The following is a 16,152-nucleotide window of genomic DNA, read 5'->3' on the forward strand; positions in this document are numbered from 1 at the left end:
AGGCCGTTATGTTACGCCTGTCCACTTCAACGAAAAGTAAACCATGCAAAACCGGCTGACCATCAAGGACATCGCACGCCTGAGCGGCGTAGGCAAATCCACCGTCTCACGCGTGCTGAACAATGAAGGCAGCGTGAGCCCGCAAACCCGCGAACGGGTGGAAGCGGTGATCCGTCAGCAAGGGTTTACCCCCTCCAAGTCGGCGCGCGCCATGCGCGGCCAGAGCGACAAGGTGGTGGGCATCATCGTTTCCCGTCTCGATTCGCCGTCGGAAAACCAGGCGGTGCGCACCATGCTGCCGCTGCTGTACCAGCAGGGCTTCGACCCGATCGTGATGGAGAGCCAGTTCGAAACCCGCCTGGTGCAGGAGCACCTGCACGTGCTGCGCCAGCGCAACGTCGACGGGGTGATCCTGTTCGGCTTCACCGGCCTGACTGCGGCGATGCTCAAACCGTGGCAGGAAAAAATGGTGGTGATGGTGCGTGAATACGACGGCTTCTCGTCCGTCTGCTACGACGACGCCGGCGCGGTGAACCTGCTGATGGATCGCCTGTACCGGCAAGGGCACCGGCATATCGGCTATCTGGGGGTGCAGCTCAGCGACGCCACCACCGGCCAGCGCCGCTATCAGGCCTACCTCGACGCCTGTGAACGCCTCAAGCTCACGCCGCGCGCCACGTTGGGCGAGCTGAGCTACCAGAGCGGTTTCCAGCACGCCGCCGAAGTGATTGATACACACACCAGCGCACTGATCTGCGCCTCCGACAGCATCGCCCTGGGGGCGATAAAGTACCTGCAGCAGCAGCCGGCGCGCGCCATTCAGGTATGCGCCATCGGCAACACCCCGCTGCTCAGCTTCCTGTTCCCCGATACCCTGTCGGTCGAGTTCGGCTACGGCAGCGCCGGCCTGCTGGCGGCGCAGCAGCTGCTGGCGCAGCTCAGCGGCGAACAGGGGATCCGCCGCTTGGTGGTGCCCAGCAAACTTTCCTGATTAAAAAGCGACCATTTTTTGTCATTTTGTGATCCTCGCCCCAAACCGGGAACGTTCCCATTCCATTAAAAAAGCCGAGTGACTAAGCTTTGATCATTACTCAGTCAACACCTCTGCAGGTATCCCATAATGAGCAAAGTAAAACAGCAGGATATTGACCGCCTGATTGTTTTGGTCGGCGGCCGCGAGAATATCGCCACCGTCAGCCATTGCATTACCCGGCTGCGTTTCGTCCTCAATGACCCCAGCAAGGCCAGCCCCAAAGAAATCGAAGAGCTGCCGATGGTCAAAGGTTGCTTCACCAACGCCGGGCAGTTCCAGGTGGTGATCGGCACCGACGTCGGCGACTACTATCAGGCGCTGATCGCCAGCACCGGCGTCAACGAGGCCGACAAAGAACAGGCCAAGGTCGCCGCGCGCCAGAACATGACCTGGACCGAGCGCACCATCTCCCACTTCGCCGAGATCTTCTTCCCGCTGCTGCCGGCGCTGATCAGCGGCGGTCTGATCCTCGGCTTCCGCAACGTGATCGGCGACATCCCGATGTCCGGTGGCCAAACGCTGGCGCAGATGCACCCGGCGTGGAAAACCGTTTATGACTTCCTGTGGCTGCTGGGTGAAGCGATCTTCATGTTCTTGCCGGTGGCCATCTGCTGGTCGACGGTGAAAAAGATGGGCGGCACGCCGGTGCTCGGCATCGTGCTGGGCGTCACCCTGGTGTCGCCACAGCTGATGAACTCCTACCTGCTCGGCCAGCAAACGCCGGAAGTGTGGAACTTCGGCTGGTTCGTGATCCAGAAAGTCGGCTATCAGGCGCAGGTGATCCCGTCGATCCTGGCGGGCATGGCGCTGGGCTGGATCGAAACCCGGCTGAAAAAGATCGTCCCCGATTATCTCTATCTGGTGGTGGTGCCGGTGGTTTCGCTGCTGCTGGCGGTGTTCCTGGCGCACGCGCTGATCGGGCCGTTCGGCCGCATGATCGGCGATGGGGTTGCCTGGGCGGTGAAAGCGGTGATGACCGGCAGCTTCGCACCGGTGGGCGCCGCGCTGTTCGGCTTCCTGTATGCGCCGCTGGTGATCACCGGCGTGCACCAGACCACGCTGGCCATCGACATGCAGATGATCCAGAGCATGGGCGGCACCCCGGTATGGCCGCTGATTGCGCTGTCCAACATCGCGCAGGCCTCGGCGGTGCTCGGCATCATCATCATCAGCCGCAAGGCCAACGAGCGTGAAATCTCGGTGCCGGCGGCGATCTCCGCCTACCTCGGCGTGACCGAACCGGCGATGTACGGCATCAACCTCAAATACCGCTTCCCGATGCTGTGCGCGATGATCGGCTCCGCGATCGCGGGCCTGATCTGCGGCCTGGACGGCGTAATGGCCAACGGCATCGGCGTCGGCGGCCTGCCGGGCATCCTGTCTATCAAGCCGCAGTTCTGGCTGATTTACTCGCTGGCGATTCTGGTGGCGATCGTCATCCCGCTGGTGCTGACCATCATGGTCTACAAACGCAAGGCCGCCCGCGGCGAGCTGCCGGTTTAATTGACGCAAAATACGCAACATGAATGTAGGGGCTGGAAATACCCTATAGCTTTCGAGCTGTAGCTAGGCGGCAAGGGTGAAAATCCCCAGGAGCTTACTCAAGTAAGTGACTGGGGTGCAGCGCCAGCAGCCAACAACGCTGCAGTTTGAAAGATGAAGGGTACAGGCCCGTTGTCACGATTCAAAGGTATTGAACTATGAGCAACCCAACCCCCTGGTGGCAGAACGGCGTCATCTACCAAATTTATCCGAAGAGTTTTCAAGACAGCACCGGCAACGGCTACGGCGATTTGGCCGGCGTGACCCGGCGGCTGGACTATTTGCAGGAGCTGGGCGTCGACGCCATCTGGCTGACGCCGGTCTACGTCTCACCCCAGGTGGACAACGGCTATGACGTGGCGGACTACTGCGCCATCGATCCGGCTTACGGCACCATGGCGGACTTCGAGCAGCTGGTCGCCGCCGCCCACCGGCGCGGCATCCGCATCGTGATGGACATGGTGTTCAACCACACCTCGACCGAGCATCCGTGGTTCAAGGCCGCGCAGGATCGCCACAGCCCGTATCGCCAGTTCTACGTCTGGCGCGACGGCGAAGGGGATACGCCGCCGAACAACTGGCGCTCCAAGTTCGGCGGCAATGCCTGGCAGTGGCACGCCGACAGCGGCCAGTACTACCTGCACCTGTTCGCCACCGAGCAGGCGGATCTCAACTGGGAACACCCGCCGGTGCGCGAAGAGCTGAAGAAAGTGTGTCAGTTCTGGGCGGACAAAGGCGTCGACGGCCTGCGCCTCGATGTGATCAACCTGGTGTCCAAGCAGCAGGACTTCCCGTCCGACAGCCAGGGCGACGGCCGCCGCTTCTACACCGACGGCCCGCGCATCCACGAGTTCCTGCAGGAAATGAGCCGCGACGTGTTCCAGCCACGCGGCCTGATGACGGTGGGCGAGATGTCCTCCACCACGCTTGAGCATTGCCAGCAGTACGCGGCGCAGAGCGGCGAAGAGCTGTCGATGACCTTCAACTTCCACCACCTGAAGGTAGACTACGCCGGCGGCGAAAAATGGACGCGGGCGGCGCCGGATTACGTGGAGTTAAAGCAGATCTTCCGCCACTGGCAGCAAGGGATGCATAACCGCGCCTGGAACGCGCTGTTCTGGTGCAACCACGATCAGCCGCGCATCGTGTCGCGCTTCGGCGATGAAGGCGCACTGCGGGTGCCGGCCGCCAAAATGCTGGCGATGGTGCTGCACGGCATGCAGGGCACGCCTTATATCTATCAGGGTGAAGAGATCGGCATGACCAACCCCGGCTTCCGCGCCATCGAGCAGTACCGCGACGTGGAAAGCCTGAACATGTACGCCGAACTGAGCGCCCAGGGCCGCGGCGACGCCGAACTGCTGGCGATCCTGGCGGACAAATCGCGCGACAACGGCCGCACGCCGATGCAGTGGAGCGCCGCGCCGCACGCCGGTTTCACCACCGGCACGCCGTGGATCGGCTGCGCCGAGAACTACCCGCAGATCAACGCCGACGCGGCACTGGCCGATCTCGACTCGGTGTTTTACGCCTACCGCCAGCTGATCACCCTGCGCAAGCAGTATCCGCTGCTAACCCACGGCGACTATCAGGATCTGACGCCGGATCACCCGGCGCTGTGGTGCTATCAGCGCAGCTGGAACGGCCAGCGCCTGCTGGTGGTGGCCAACCTGAGCCGCGAGCCGCTGGCCTGGGCGGCGGAGGGCGTGGAAGCCTCCGCCCAGTGGCGCCCGCTGATGAGCAACTACAGCGACTCGGCGGATCAGCCGCAGGCGCTGACGCTGCGGCCGTTCGAAGCGGTGTGGTGGCTGCTCGAAGACTAACCCCGCAGGGCGCGGCGAGCGCTGCGCCCTACAATGTCCCCATCAGCGCCACCACCCCGGTGGCCGCTTGCGCCAACTGCTCATCGCTCATGTCGGTCACGCCCTGCACCAGATGCGGCGGCAGATAATCCATGCCGGTCAGGTTAGCCAGCGCGTGGAACGGCAGCAGCAGATCCTGCACCGGATAGCGGTTGTAGCCTGCCGGCGTGTAGGCCTGCGCGTTGCCGCCGGTGCTCACCACCAGCTGCAGCGGCTTGCCGTGCAGTTTAGTACCCTCGCTGCCGTAGGCGAAACCATAGGTTAATACCGCGTCCTGCCATTCGCGCAGGATCGCCGGTGAGCTGTACCAGAAAAACGGGAACATCATCACCACCGCATCGTGGCTTTCCAGCAGTGCCTGTTCGCGTGGCACATCGATGCGGTAATCCGGGTAAGCGCGGATCAGCTCATGTACGGTGACGTTAGGCAGCGGGCGCACCGCCTCGATCAGCGCCTGGTTGATGCGCGACTCGTCGGGGGTGCGGTGGGCGGTTAACACTAAAATGCGTGACATAAAGGATTCCTTGAACGTAAAGAAGATGAGGCATTTTTCCATTTCTGCTGCTTCGGGTGTAGGCTGTTCAAGGTCACTTCAATTTCAACCGAAAGTATCAACCACTATGTCGCTGCCCTTTGACGTGCACCGCCTGCTGCCGGCCTTCCTCGCCGCCGCGCAGGCGCAAAATTTCTCCGCCGCCGCCCGCCAGTTGGGCGTCACGCCGGCGGCGGTCAGCAAAAATATCCGCGCTCTGGAAGAGAAGCTGGCGCTGCGGCTGTTTCAGCGCAACACCCACAACGTGCTGCTGACCGACGAGGGCAAAGCGCTGCTGGCGCAGGTGGCGCCGCTGTGGCAGGCGTTGGCGGCGACGCTGGAAAGCGCCGGCGGCGAACGGCAGGCACCGGCCGGGGTGGTGCGCGTCACGATGATCCCCGGCTTCGGCCGCCAGATGCTGATGCCGTTGATCCCGCAATTTCTGGCGCGCTACCCGCAGATCGATCTCGATCTGTCGCTGGACGCCCGGGTGGTGAATCTGGTGGGCGAAGGTTTCGACGTCGGCATAGGCAGCCGGGTCGATCCCGACAGCCGGCTGGTGGCCCGCCCGCTCTACCCGATGCACATGGTGCTGGCGGCGTCGCCCGACTATCTGGCGCGGCGCGGTGAACCGCAAACGCCGCACGATCTGCTGCGGCACGACTGCCTGCTGCACCGCAATCCCAGCAACGGCCGCCACGTCAAATGGCAGTTGCGCCATCAGGGCGAAACGCTGGCGCTGGATCTGAACGGCCGATTGGTGGTGAGCCGCCCGGAAATGTTGCTGGATGCGGCGCTGGCCGGGCTGGGCATCGTCAACCTGGCGCGCTGGTACCTCGAAAAGCACTTCGAGCAGGGCACGCTGCGGCCGGTGCTGGCGGAGTGCTGGCCGCGCCCGGTGCAGCTGTGGCTCTATTACGCCTCGGCGGATCTGCCACCGCGGGTGCGCGTCTGGGTCGATTTTCTGCTGGCGCATTTTCGCGATCGGCCAGTGAGCGATTGATGACTGTTCAGCTTGCGCACGCTCTTCCGTTTTCCTTGTTCTACATCAAAAGAATTTCGCCAATATCTATATATAGTGCATTAAGAATTGCGAACACCTATATATAGTAGTTATCCACAAAATCATCCACACGCCGCCACAGCCCTTGTGCGCTGCGGCTTTGCCCTGTGGATAAGCGAAATTTGACGGTTGCTCGCCACGCCAGGCGGGTATGAACGCTCCCTCGGGGAACAAGGAGTACAACGTGAAACCAGTAGTGATTAAGCGGGACGGTTGCCAGGTACCTTTTGACGAAGCGCGCATCGCGCAGGCCATCGAGCGCGCCGCGCTGGCGGTGGGCGTGGTCGACGCCGACTACTGCGCCACCGTCGCCCGCGTGGTCGCTCAGCGCATGGAGCAGCAGCCGCGCGTCGATATCCACGAGATCCAGCAGGCGGTGGAAAACCAGCTGATGGCCGGCGAATACAAACAGCTGGCGCGCGCCTATATCGAATACCGCCACGATCGCGACGTGGCGCGCGAGCTGCGCGGCCGCCTGAACCAGGAGATTCGCGGCCTGGTCGAGCAGAGCAACCGCGCGCTGCTGAACGAGAACGCCAACAAGGACAGCAAGGTGATCCCCACCCAGCGCGACCTACTGGCGGGCATCGTCGCCAAACACTACGCCAAGCAGCACATCCTGCCGCGCGACGTGGTGCTGGCCCATGAACGCGGCGAAATTCACTACCACGATCTCGACTACTCACCGTTCTTCCCGATGTTCAACTGCATGCTGATCGATCTGAAAGGCATGCTGACCAACGGCTTCAAGATGGGCAACGCCGAGATTGAGCCGCCGAAGTCGATCTCCACCGCCACCGCAGTGACCGCGCAGATCATCGCCCAGGTCGCCAGCCATATCTATGGCGGCACCACCATCAACCGCATCGATGAAATTCTGGCGCCGTTCGTCGACGAGAGCTTCCGTAAACACCTGCAGGTGGCGGAAGCGTGGCAGATCCCGGACGCCAAAGGCTATGCCATGGCGCGCACCGAGAAAGAGTGTTACGACGCCTTCCAGTCGCTGGAGTACGAGGTCAACACCCTGCACACCGCCAATGGCCAGACGCCGTTCGTCACCTTCGGCTTCGGCCTCGGCACCAGCTGGGAGTCGCGCCTGATCCAGCGCTCGATCCTGAAAAACCGCATCGCCGGGCTGGGCAAAAACCGCAAGACCGCCGTGTTCCCAAAACTGGTGTTCGCCATCCGCGACGGCCTCAACCACCAGTACGGCGATCCGAACTACGACATCAAGCAGCTGGCGCTGGAGTGCGCCAGCAAGCGCATGTACCCGGACATTCTCAACTACGATCAGGTGGTGAAGGTCACCGGCTCGTTCAAAACGCCGATGGGCTGCCGCAGCTTCCTCGGCACCTACGAGCAGGACGGCGAACTGGTGCACGACGGCCGCAACAACATCGGCGTCATCAGCCTCAACCTGCCGCGCATCGCGCTGGAGGCGATGGGCGATGAGTCGCGCTTCTGGGCGCTGCTGGATCAGCGCCTGCAGCTGGCGAAAAAGGCCCTGATGACGCGCATCGCCCGGCTGGAAGGCATCAAGGCGCGGGTGGCGCCAATTCTGTACATGGAAGGCGCCTGCGGCGTGCGGCTCAAGGCCGACGATAACATCGCCGACATATTCAAGAACGGCCGCGCCTCGATTTCGCTGGGCTATATCGGCCTGCACGAGACCATCAACGCGCTGTTCGGCGGCGAAAACCACGTGTATGACGACGAAGCGCTGCGCGCCAAAGCGGTGGCGATCGTCGCGCGCCTGCGCGCCGCCGTCGACGCCTGGAAAGACGAGACCGGCTACGGCTTCAGCCTCTACAGCACGCCGAGCGAAAACCTGTGCGATCGCTTCTGCCGGCTGGACACCGCCGATTTCGGCGTGGTGCCGGGCGTCACCGACAAGGGCTATTACACCAACAGCTTCCATCTCGACGTGGAGAAGAAGGTCAATCCGTACGACAAGCTGGACTTCGAAGCGCCCTACCCGCCGTTGGCCAGCGGCGGCTTCATCTGCTACGGCGAATACCCGAACCTGCAGCACAACCTGAAGGCGCTGGAAGACGTGTGGGACTACAGCTACAGCCGCGTGCCTTACTACGGCACCAACACGCCGATCGACGAGTGCTACGAGTGCGGCTTCACCGGTGAATTCTCTTGCACCAGCAAAGGCTTCACCTGCCCGAAATGCGGCAACCACGACTCGGCCAAGGTCTCGGTCACCCGCCGGGTGTGCGGCTATCTCGGCAGCCCCGATGCCCGGCCGTTCAACGCCGGCAAGCAGGAAGAGGTGAAGCGCCGGGTGAAACACCTCGGCAACGGGCAGCTGGGCTGAGAAACGCCGCGCAGCCTATGCAGAAGCCTGTTCATCAGGCGTGATTGTCGCAGCCAGCTTGCCTTCGGCCAGCGCGCACCAACCGCAGCGTACACGCAGTACGTGAGGATTGGCAGCACTGCCCGGAGGCAAAATGGCCAGTAAAATAGCCTGATGGGCAGGCCTCACATGAATTATCACCAGTACTACCCGATTGACGTCGTCAACGGCCCCGGCACCCGCTGCACGCTGTTTGTCGCCGGCTGCGTGCACCAGTGCCCCGGTTGCTACAACAAAAGCACCTGGCGGCTCAACTCCGGCCAGCCGTTTACCCCGGCGCTGGAAGACCGCATCATCACCGATCTGAACGATCCGCGCGTGCCGCGCCAGGGGCTGTCGCTCTCCGGCGGCGATCCGCTGCACCCGGCCAACGTGCCGAGCATATTGCAGTTGGTGAAACGGGTGCGCGCCGAATGCCCCGGCAAGGATATCTGGCTGTGGACCGGCTACCGGCTGGCGGAGCTGGACGCACAGCAAATGCAGGTGGTGGACAGGATCAACGTGCTGATCGACGGCAAGTTCGTGCAGGATTTGAAAGACCCAGCGCTGATTTGGCGCGGCAGCAGCAACCAGGTGGTGCATAGGTTACGATGAGCTGATAGTGCTCATCGCAAGATGTGTTGGCCCAAGTTCAACCGGGTATGGCTACAGTATGGAGCTAAACCTGATCTGATAGGCTGCTTTGTGCCAAAAGCGGACGGCGTTAATCCAGATTCCGTTTATCTGATGTTAAAAAATAAATGTATTATTTTTGTGTTAAATTTATAAATGACTATAATTTCTGAACTTTTGACATATCCGAGGTTATACATGGAACCAATAGTCATCAATCCAATAAGCTATTCAAGATTCAATGCACTCGCTACTTATGCTAGAAACCCACGAGTTAAATCTCATTCTAATGAGTTAGAGTGGTTTGAAACCTCTGACGGGAAAATATTAGGAGTGCTATTGCTAGATACTATCGATAACGAATATGTTGGGATTGCATTCGCTCGAGATCTAAATAAAAAATATCGTTTTATTGGCATTACTAAATTTTACGATAACAGAGCTAAAACAAAGAAATGTTTATTAAACAAAATACGCGAACTACATCCATCCGCTGATGAAAAAGGGGTGCAAGGCGATGAGAATACTAAAACAATGGATTTTTTTATTGATATTGAAAAGAGAAATATCAACCCCGACTTTATGTTAGTAAAGGACTCACCAGCATACTCAGCGGCCAAAAACATTATAGAACCGTTAATGAGATGGTATACTGATATAGATGGTAATTTTGTAGAGCAATTTCAAACAACTGGGTTTAATCAAAGGATCTGGGAAGTACTTCTTTACTGTATATTTACTGAAAATGACTGTGTTTTTGATACTTCATTCAATGCTCCAGATTTTAATTTATCCTATATAAATGGATTCAACAGCATACCATTCTCAATCGAGGCGACTACTGTCAATAAACCGGTAGATCGTACAGGTCAACCAATCCCAATGCCAGAAGTAAACAGAGAAAACATAGATGAATACAATAATCTTTTGGTAAATTACTTTCCAACTCGATATTCTGGCCCTTTGCTTGCAAAACTAAAAAAGAAATATTGGGAGCAAGAGCATGTTTCTGGAAGACCATTTGCAATCGCTATAGCTGATTGTCAATTCAAAGGTGCTGGTAATGTTAGTCATGACGCATTGCCATTATACCTTTATGGTTTTCAACAAAAAGTTACATCCAATGGTGTTGAACAACGTGAAAATATTGGTCATCATATCTGGGGAACAAAAGAAGTTCCATCGGGTTTTTTTGAGTTAGAAGGGGCTGAAAATATTAGCGCAATATTCTTTTCCCCATCGAATGATATTGACAAATTTAACCGGATGGGATTGAAAGATGGTTTTAATGACAATAATTATAAAATCAGACGCACAGTAAAGTCGCCTAATATTCACACTTGGGAATTTGAACTCATTACAAAAATAGTTCCGACCCCAGAATATATCGAGACTTGGGATGAAGGTTTTGTCGTTTATCATAACCCTAATGCTTTATACCCTTTCCCAATAGATATATTACCAAATGCAACTCATTATCATGTAATTGATGGTAGACTAGTGGTGGAATTTAATACTCCCCCTATAACAGAAGACACGTCAGAAATTATAATATGAAAATGCTTTAATTTTTCATGAGCGTCCGCTTCTCGCTCACAGCGGACCTTTAGCTCCATTAGCTTGCCCACTCTGTGCCAGAAGCGGACATCGCGGACGTTATGGCACGTTAGGTCAGATATCTAAAAGCGCATAGTCCACTTAGGTGAGAGATTTACAGCAGAACTCCTTGCTTGAGGCTGTTGCTGTTCCAACGATCTAAAAATCGAGAATGTCGTTTGCTCTCAACCCAAGCCACCTTTCTAGATGCCTAAGCAGCACTCGCAGGGCTTCTTCGTGCTCAGGGAACTGGTCAGGATTAATCGAGTCAATCCTAGCCTTAGCAACATCAATACCGATAAAATCGTCAATTGTTTCTTTGTTGAAACTATTGTGGGGCGTAGAGACCCTATCACCATACGTGTGGCTTGTACCACGGCTCATCAAGCGTGTGACCATGGTTGCGAAGCCCTGGTCGGTTTGAATTGCATTCATCATCCACTCTCGTGGTTCGTCCATTGAATCGGTATAGTTTTTCCAGCGATAGAGCAGGTATATGAGATCCGGTTCAGCAATCAGCGCATCGCCGTCTGCTGCGTGGATCCTTATCAACCGTAGCCATTCAGTCTTCATTGCCACAACGGTGTTAAGATCTAACGCTGGCTCGAACGCTCTACTCTCGCCCTCATTCCGATCGGTGGGATCGGTGGGATCGCTGAGATGAATCAGGATTGAGGCAACGGATAGCGCTTCACTTTTACGGAGTGCTTCAAGAGCCAAACCGCCTCGAACATCCTCAGGAATCCGCTTCAGGTACCAACTTGTTGCACGCCATGCTGCCACATATGACGAATTGAAGGTGCCGCTGTTCTTGCCTGCAAGTTTTTCAGCGAGTCCGAACATCCCCGGGAGCAGAACAGCAGCGTTCTCGGTCGGTAATCGGTCGACGGATTCGTCGAGCCTCGCAACGAGCGAATTCAGCAGGCCGTCAGCTTCGACGGCAGCGATTGCCGCAGAGAGCTCGTCCTCTGTCGCTGTAGCATCGAGAAAGTCAACGAAGCGGCGCTCAGATATTTCTCCGACTGTCGTCTGGAGTTCGAAGTAACGTGGGAAGTATCGCGATGTGCACACTCGTTTCTCCGTTAACCACTGACGATGAAAACCGTCTGCATAATTCATCCCCCCATATGCCCATTCGAGGGGAGGGAATAAGTCTTTAAGCGCGTCACGAACAATATCACGGCGCTGCTCCGACACAATCTCAAGAAGTACCTTCGCTGATTCCTGGTCTATCTTCCGTCGGCTATCACGGGAGTAGCGCCCTTCCTGGAGAACCAATCCTCGCTCACGGAACAGTGCATCATGGAGGTCTGGCTCAAAGACCCTGAGTGTCTCCAGAAGCAGAAAATCAACAATGTTCACCTCGAATACGTTGCCGACCACATGCAGTGGCATATGTATAGCAATGGACGAGATGAGACGGCGAGCGTCGCGTATATTGCGAAGCATAGGCTGGATGCAGCCAATGAAAGCGTTACCCCAACGTCTCTGAGAGAACCCGTTGGCCTCAGTCGCGTAGGGACCCGCTATTTCAGAGAGTTCCTCCTCGAACATACGATGCACGAAAGATGTCGGTACGGCCGGTAAATCAAAGCTAGTCTGCACGACCTTTTCAAGGAAGGCTCGGCCGTCGTTGTCGGCAACCGGATCTAATGCTCGTTCTACGATACTGGGCTGGAACAGGAGCACAAAAACAATATTCGGTAGATTAGCATTCGCTTTTACCTGCCGAAGCAGCATCCTGATCTGCTCAGGCTCGAGCCGGTCGATGTCGTCAACGAAGACAACCAGCGGCCGGTCAAGTTCGCGAAGACGAGCTTCAAGCGCTCTACGTACCTTGTCGAGAGACTCGCCGCTATGGTCACGCCCGAGATGCGATAGTACGCGTCCGAGAAGAGGTACTCCGACCGAGAGAAAAGCGAGAACAGCCGCGACCTTTGCGACCGTCGGAAGGTCGTATCCAATTGCCGACGCGATCGCTATAACCGAGGCATTTGTTAGCACCGTCGAGATTAGAAGGCCTGAACTCCCAGCCTCTTTAAGAGGTTTACTGACCCCGGTAAGGATCGCGCCGTAGCGTCGCAGTGCTTCGGCACGGTCGAGTGCTGCTTTCGAATGCTCGCCTCCCAAGCGATCTGCTATCTGGCCAAATAGCGCGCGAGCGATTGCGTCGCCATCCCCCCATTGCCAGGGGTTAAAGTCGAGCCAGTCCGCTCCGCTGCTCTTGGCATCGAGCCGTTCGGTGATGAGGTTTTTCAGTGATGATTTGCCAAAGCCCCATCCCCCACGAATAGCGAACACACGCCCTTCGCGCAAACTAAGCTCCGAAAGTACGTCGGCTATGCGAACCGCGAATTCAGCCCTTCTAAGGCGATCTTCGGATGCTGTCCGAATCGGAGCTTCAGCCCCAATCCCTCTGTCCGGCCGCTCGTTCCTTACGGCATCAGCATTAGGCTTAGCGCGACGACGAGCGCGCCATGCCGCCAGACGGAACAACAGCTTATTCATCGCACACCATCTCCCAAGGATGCAGGTATTAATCGTCCTATTGCTAGAAGCTTCACTGGTTGAACTTTGTCTACGCCAGCTAACTGAAGATAGCTCGCTGCTGCAATTGCAAGCCAGTATAGCGGTTTTGTCTTCTCAACATGAATGGAGATCGGGCAACTACATCAACTAAGCGAGAATACTAAGGAGAAGCTGGCAAGTGTAAGTTAGCACCAGTGACCTACTCTCTATAGCTCAAGATACTTCAATGTAAGTATGCATTCCGAACTTCCGCTTCTCGTTCAAAGCTGCCCACCTGTTCTACCTTTAGAACCTGCCACCCCAGCCCTGAACCAACCCCCTCCCCCCCTCACCGATAACGCTCCCGGATCTTCGCTTTGAATATAGCCATTCGTTTTTCTACCTCCGAATGGCTGAGATAAACCGCGGTGCCGTTTCTTAAGCGTTCAAGGGCGGCATCCACCCTTTCACGCAACGCTTGCTCCAGCAACATCGCCTCTACGTCCATTTCAAGTTTATTCCGCTGTTCCATTTCCATCTCCTCCATTGAGACAGCATCAGGCCACACATCAGCAGCGGCAAGTTACACCAACCCCATCCCCACCACGCCGGTCAGCACGCCGCACAGCGCCACCAGCGCCGCCGTCAGGCGCAGCGCCCGGGCGGAGAAGGCTTTGTTGAGCATCAGCAGCGAAGGTAGGCTGACCGCCGGCAGGGTCATCAGCAGCGCCAGCGCCGGGCCGGCGCCCATGCCCGCCAGCATCATGGTCTGTACGATCGGGATTTCCGCCGCGGTGGGGATAACAAACAGGCAGCCGACGATCGCCAGGCCGATGATCCACAGCAGGCTATTGTCGACGGCGCCGTCGGCGTGCGGGAACAGCCAGACCCGCGCCGCGCCCAGCGCCAGCACCGCCAGCACGTAGATCGGGATGGTTGACCAAAACAGCGCCCACAGCGCTTTGCCCCAGCGGGCGAGAAACGGCCGCTCGTCGCTCTGCGCCGTCATCAGCGGCGGCTGCGGCGCGGCGGGCTGCGGATCGTTGGCGGTCACGCGCTGCACCAGCCAAGCGATGCCCAGCACCATCACCACGCCCGCCACCAGGCGGATGGCGGCGAACGGCCAACCGAGCACAAATCCCATAAACACCAACGTCGCCGGGTTCAATACCGGGTTGGCGAGCCAAAAAGCCAGCGCGGCGCCGCTGGACACCGACTGGCGGCGCATGCCGGCGGCGACCGGTGCGGCGCAGCAGGTACACATCATGCCCGGCAGCGCGATCAGCGCCCCCAGCACGGTGCCGGAAAAACGCCGGTGGCCGAGCGTGCGCGCCAGCCAGTCGCGCGGGATCAGCACCTGCACCAGCGAACCTAACAGCACCCCGAGCAGCGCGGCCTTCCACACCGCGGTGAAGTAGACCAGCGCGTACTGCCAGGCCGCCAGCCAGGGGCTCGCGGCGCCATCGGCCAGGATCGATTTGCCGATCGAGTGGCTGTCCGCCGCCACGAAGGCCTTGCCGTAGTAAGGCTGCCATTTGACGTAGTAGAGGCCGACGGCCACCACCAGCAGAAACAGGATCGGTTTCCACAGCGGCCAGGCGCGTGGGGCGGGTTCAGGGGCGTTCAGAGGTTGCGGCATGGTAGCGGCCAGAGTCAGTCAACAGTGGCGCCAGCATAGCGCGCCGCCGCCGCCCGTGCACGCCCGGGCTGTCCTAAATAGTTCATCTGTTCGCCACCGATGCGTAACGCGATTGTCATCTGCGCCCGGCACCATGATGCCAACTTGAAAACCACAGGGTAGACGCACGATGAAACGCACCGCTTCCGCCTTCATCGCACAGCCATCGGTATGACGAGGTTTTTATTATGATGGAGTTATCTAGACATCCGACCACTTACCCCACCCGCTATCAGCAGATCGCCGCGCAGCTGGAACAGGAGCTGCGCACGCAGTACCGCTGCGGCGACTACCTGCCTTCGGAACAGCAGCTGGCCGAACGTTACCAGGTCAATCGCCACACCCTGCGCCGCGCGGTGGATCAGCTGGTAGAGCGCGGCTGGCTGCAGCGCCGCCACGGCGTCGGCATTCTGGTGCTGATGCGGCCTTACGACTACCCGCTGCACGCCAATACCCGCTTCAGCCAGAACCTGTTCGAGCAGGGCAGCCACCCCACCAGTGAGCGCTTACTCGCTGTCTTGCGCCCGTGCAACGGGCATGTCGCCAGCGCACTCTCGCGTGAAGAAGGCGAAATGGTGATCCACCTGCGCACCCTGCGCCGGGTCAACGGCGTGCCGATGAGCGTGATCGACCATTATCTGCCCGATCTGGACTGGTGGCCGGCGCTGCAGCAGTTCCACAGCGGTTCGCTGCACCAGTTTATCGAACAGCACCTCCAGCAGCCGCTGACCCGTCGCCAGACGCGCATCAGCGCGCGCCGCGCGCAGGCCAAAGAGAGCCGGCTGCTGGAAATCGCCACCCACGCGCCGCTGCTGTGCGTGCGCACCCTTAACGTCCGTAGCGGCGGCGAAGACGTGGCGGAATACTCCGTCAGCCTGGCCCGCGCCGACATGATTGAACTGACGATGGAGCACTGAATGCAAGCCTTAGAGTCGAGACAACGCTGGATGTCGGTGCTGGCGCACAGCCGGCCCGAGCAACTGCGCAGCCACTGGCAGGCGCTGAACCTCAGCCCGGGTTACCGCAGCATCCGCGCGCCGGAGATCGGCCTGGCCCAGCTGCAGGGGCGCATGGGCGCCACCGGCCGCCGCTTCGTGCTGGGGGACATGACGGTCACCCGCGCGGTGGTGCAGCTGGACAACGGCGGCTACGGCTACAGCTATATCGCCGGGCGCGACAAGGCGCACGCCGAGCTGTGTGCGCTGGCCGATGCGCTGCTGCAACAGCCGGAACACGGCGAGCGCCTGCAACAACAGCTGATCGCGCCGCTGGCCGCGCTGCAGCACGAACAGCGCCAGCTGCGCGCCCGGGCGATCGCCGCCAGCCGGGTGGACTTCTTTACGCTGGTGCGAGGGGATTAAGCC

Annotated in this window: 13 protein-coding genes; 9 read left to right on the forward strand and 4 right to left on the reverse strand. The window is 58.7% G+C overall.

What is annotated here, in order from left to right; genetic code table 11:
- Positions 1 to 43: 43 nt before the first annotated feature.
- The 3 genes from treR to treC all read left to right on the forward strand — a co-directional run bounded on the left by treR (position 44) and on the right by treC (position 4,398).
- A complete protein-coding gene (gene treR / locus ACYF6X_RS18020; RefSeq protein ID WP_043148219.1) occupies positions 44 to 991 on the forward strand; it encodes a trehalose operon repressor TreR in 948 nt (315 codons plus the stop codon).
- 129 nt (positions 992 to 1,120) lie between these two features.
- Positions 1,121 to 2,536 (forward strand): PTS trehalose transporter subunit IIBC, encoded by a 1,416-nt coding sequence (gene treB, locus ACYF6X_RS18025; RefSeq protein ID WP_019453304.1) that lies wholly within the window; start codon positions 1,121 to 1,123, stop codon positions 2,534 to 2,536.
- Positions 2,537 to 2,733: 197 nt separating this feature from the next.
- On the forward strand, positions 2,734 to 4,398 hold the full coding sequence (gene treC / locus ACYF6X_RS18030) for an alpha,alpha-phosphotrehalase (protein ID WP_130017459.1): 1,665 nt from the start codon (positions 2,734 to 2,736) through the stop codon (positions 4,396 to 4,398).
- A 28-nt stretch (positions 4,399 to 4,426) separates the two neighbouring features.
- Here treC and ACYF6X_RS18035 read toward each other — a convergent pair whose 3' ends face one another.
- Positions 4,427 to 4,951, reverse strand: coding sequence for an NAD(P)H-dependent oxidoreductase (locus ACYF6X_RS18035; protein WP_130017458.1), 525 nt, complete (start codon positions 4,949 to 4,951; stop codon positions 4,427 to 4,429).
- Positions 4,952 to 5,057: 106 nt separating this feature from the next.
- Here ACYF6X_RS18035 and ACYF6X_RS18040 point away from each other — a divergent pair, with 106 nt between their 5' ends.
- The 4 genes from ACYF6X_RS18040 to ACYF6X_RS18055 all read left to right on the forward strand — a co-directional run bounded on the left by ACYF6X_RS18040 (position 5,058) and on the right by ACYF6X_RS18055 (position 10,563).
- Entirely contained in the window at positions 5,058 to 5,972 is a 915-nt protein-coding gene (locus ACYF6X_RS18040; RefSeq protein ID WP_033636854.1) for a LysR family transcriptional regulator, read from the forward strand.
- Between the two features lie 244 nt (positions 5,973 to 6,216).
- Positions 6,217 to 8,355 (forward strand): anaerobic ribonucleoside-triphosphate reductase, encoded by a 2,139-nt coding sequence (gene nrdD / locus ACYF6X_RS18045; RefSeq protein ID WP_130017457.1) that lies wholly within the window; start codon positions 6,217 to 6,219, stop codon positions 8,353 to 8,355.
- Positions 8,356 to 8,523: 168 nt separating this feature from the next.
- Positions 8,524 to 8,988: an anaerobic ribonucleoside-triphosphate reductase-activating protein gene (gene nrdG / locus ACYF6X_RS18050; protein WP_130017456.1), complete on the forward strand. Its 465-nt coding sequence runs from the start codon at positions 8,524 to 8,526 to the stop codon at positions 8,986 to 8,988.
- A gap of 216 nt (positions 8,989 to 9,204) precedes the next feature.
- Positions 9,205 to 10,563, forward strand: coding sequence for a hypothetical protein (locus tag ACYF6X_RS18055; protein ID WP_130017455.1), 1,359 nt, complete (start codon positions 9,205 to 9,207; stop codon positions 10,561 to 10,563).
- Between the two features lie 198 nt (positions 10,564 to 10,761).
- Here ACYF6X_RS18055 and ACYF6X_RS18060 read toward each other — a convergent pair whose 3' ends face one another.
- The 3 genes from ACYF6X_RS18060 to ACYF6X_RS18070 form a co-directional block, all read right to left on the reverse strand.
- Positions 10,762 to 13,110, reverse strand: coding sequence for a KAP family P-loop NTPase fold protein (locus ACYF6X_RS18060; protein WP_130017454.1), 2,349 nt, complete (start codon positions 13,108 to 13,110; stop codon positions 10,762 to 10,764).
- 349 nt (positions 13,111 to 13,459) lie between these two features.
- A complete protein-coding gene (locus ACYF6X_RS18065; protein ID WP_130017369.1) occupies positions 13,460 to 13,642 on the reverse strand; it encodes a hypothetical protein in 183 nt (60 codons plus the stop codon).
- Positions 13,643 to 13,693: 51 nt separating this feature from the next.
- Positions 13,694 to 14,749: a permease gene (locus tag ACYF6X_RS18070; protein WP_130017368.1), complete on the reverse strand. Its 1,056-nt coding sequence runs from the start codon at positions 14,747 to 14,749 to the stop codon at positions 13,694 to 13,696.
- Positions 14,750 to 14,976: 227 nt separating this feature from the next.
- On the opposite strand from ACYF6X_RS18070, the gene phnF reads away from it, so the two are divergent.
- Entirely contained in the window at positions 14,977 to 15,705 is a 729-nt protein-coding gene (phnF, locus tag ACYF6X_RS18075; protein WP_015376439.1) for a phosphonate metabolism transcriptional regulator PhnF, read from the forward strand.
- Positions 15,706 to 16,149 carry a phosphonate C-P lyase system protein PhnG gene (phnG, locus tag ACYF6X_RS18080; RefSeq protein WP_019453314.1) on the forward strand — a complete coding sequence of 148 codons (444 nt, stop codon included), beginning with the start codon at positions 15,706 to 15,708 and terminating at the stop codon, positions 16,147 to 16,149.
- Positions 16,150 to 16,152: the final 3 nt, after the last annotated feature.

This window comes from Serratia sp. ID 25-353 (assembly GCF_054792795.1).

Excerpts from the sequence above, each read along its gene's own strand:
- treC (WP_130017459.1), top strand. The coding sequence starts at position 2,734 with ATGAGCAACCCAACCCCCTGGTGGCAGAACGGCGTCATCTACCAAATT.
- ACYF6X_RS18070 (WP_130017368.1), bottom strand. The coding sequence starts at position 14,749 with ATGCCGCAACCTCTGAACGCCCCTGAACCCGCCCCACGCGCCTGGCCG.
- ACYF6X_RS18035 (WP_130017458.1), bottom strand. The coding sequence starts at position 4,951 with ATGTCACGCATTTTAGTGTTAACCGCCCACCGCACCCCCGACGAGTCG.
- treR (WP_043148219.1), top strand. The coding sequence starts at position 44 with ATGCAAAACCGGCTGACCATCAAGGACATCGCACGCCTGAGCGGCGTA.
- ACYF6X_RS18055 (WP_130017455.1), top strand. The coding sequence starts at position 9,205 with ATGGAACCAATAGTCATCAATCCAATAAGCTATTCAAGATTCAATGCA.
- ACYF6X_RS18040 (WP_033636854.1), top strand. The coding sequence starts at position 5,058 with ATGTCGCTGCCCTTTGACGTGCACCGCCTGCTGCCGGCCTTCCTCGCC.
- ACYF6X_RS18060 (WP_130017454.1), bottom strand. The coding sequence starts at position 13,110 with ATGAATAAGCTGTTGTTCCGTCTGGCGGCATGGCGCGCTCGTCGTCGC.
- treB (WP_019453304.1), top strand. The coding sequence starts at position 1,121 with ATGAGCAAAGTAAAACAGCAGGATATTGACCGCCTGATTGTTTTGGTC.
- ACYF6X_RS18065 (WP_130017369.1), bottom strand. The coding sequence starts at position 13,642 with ATGGAACAGCGGAATAAACTTGAAATGGACGTAGAGGCGATGTTGCTG.
- nrdG (WP_130017456.1), top strand. The coding sequence starts at position 8,524 with ATGAATTATCACCAGTACTACCCGATTGACGTCGTCAACGGCCCCGGC.
- phnF (WP_015376439.1), top strand. The coding sequence starts at position 14,977 with ATGATGGAGTTATCTAGACATCCGACCACTTACCCCACCCGCTATCAG.
- phnG (WP_019453314.1), top strand. The coding sequence starts at position 15,706 with ATGCAAGCCTTAGAGTCGAGACAACGCTGGATGTCGGTGCTGGCGCAC.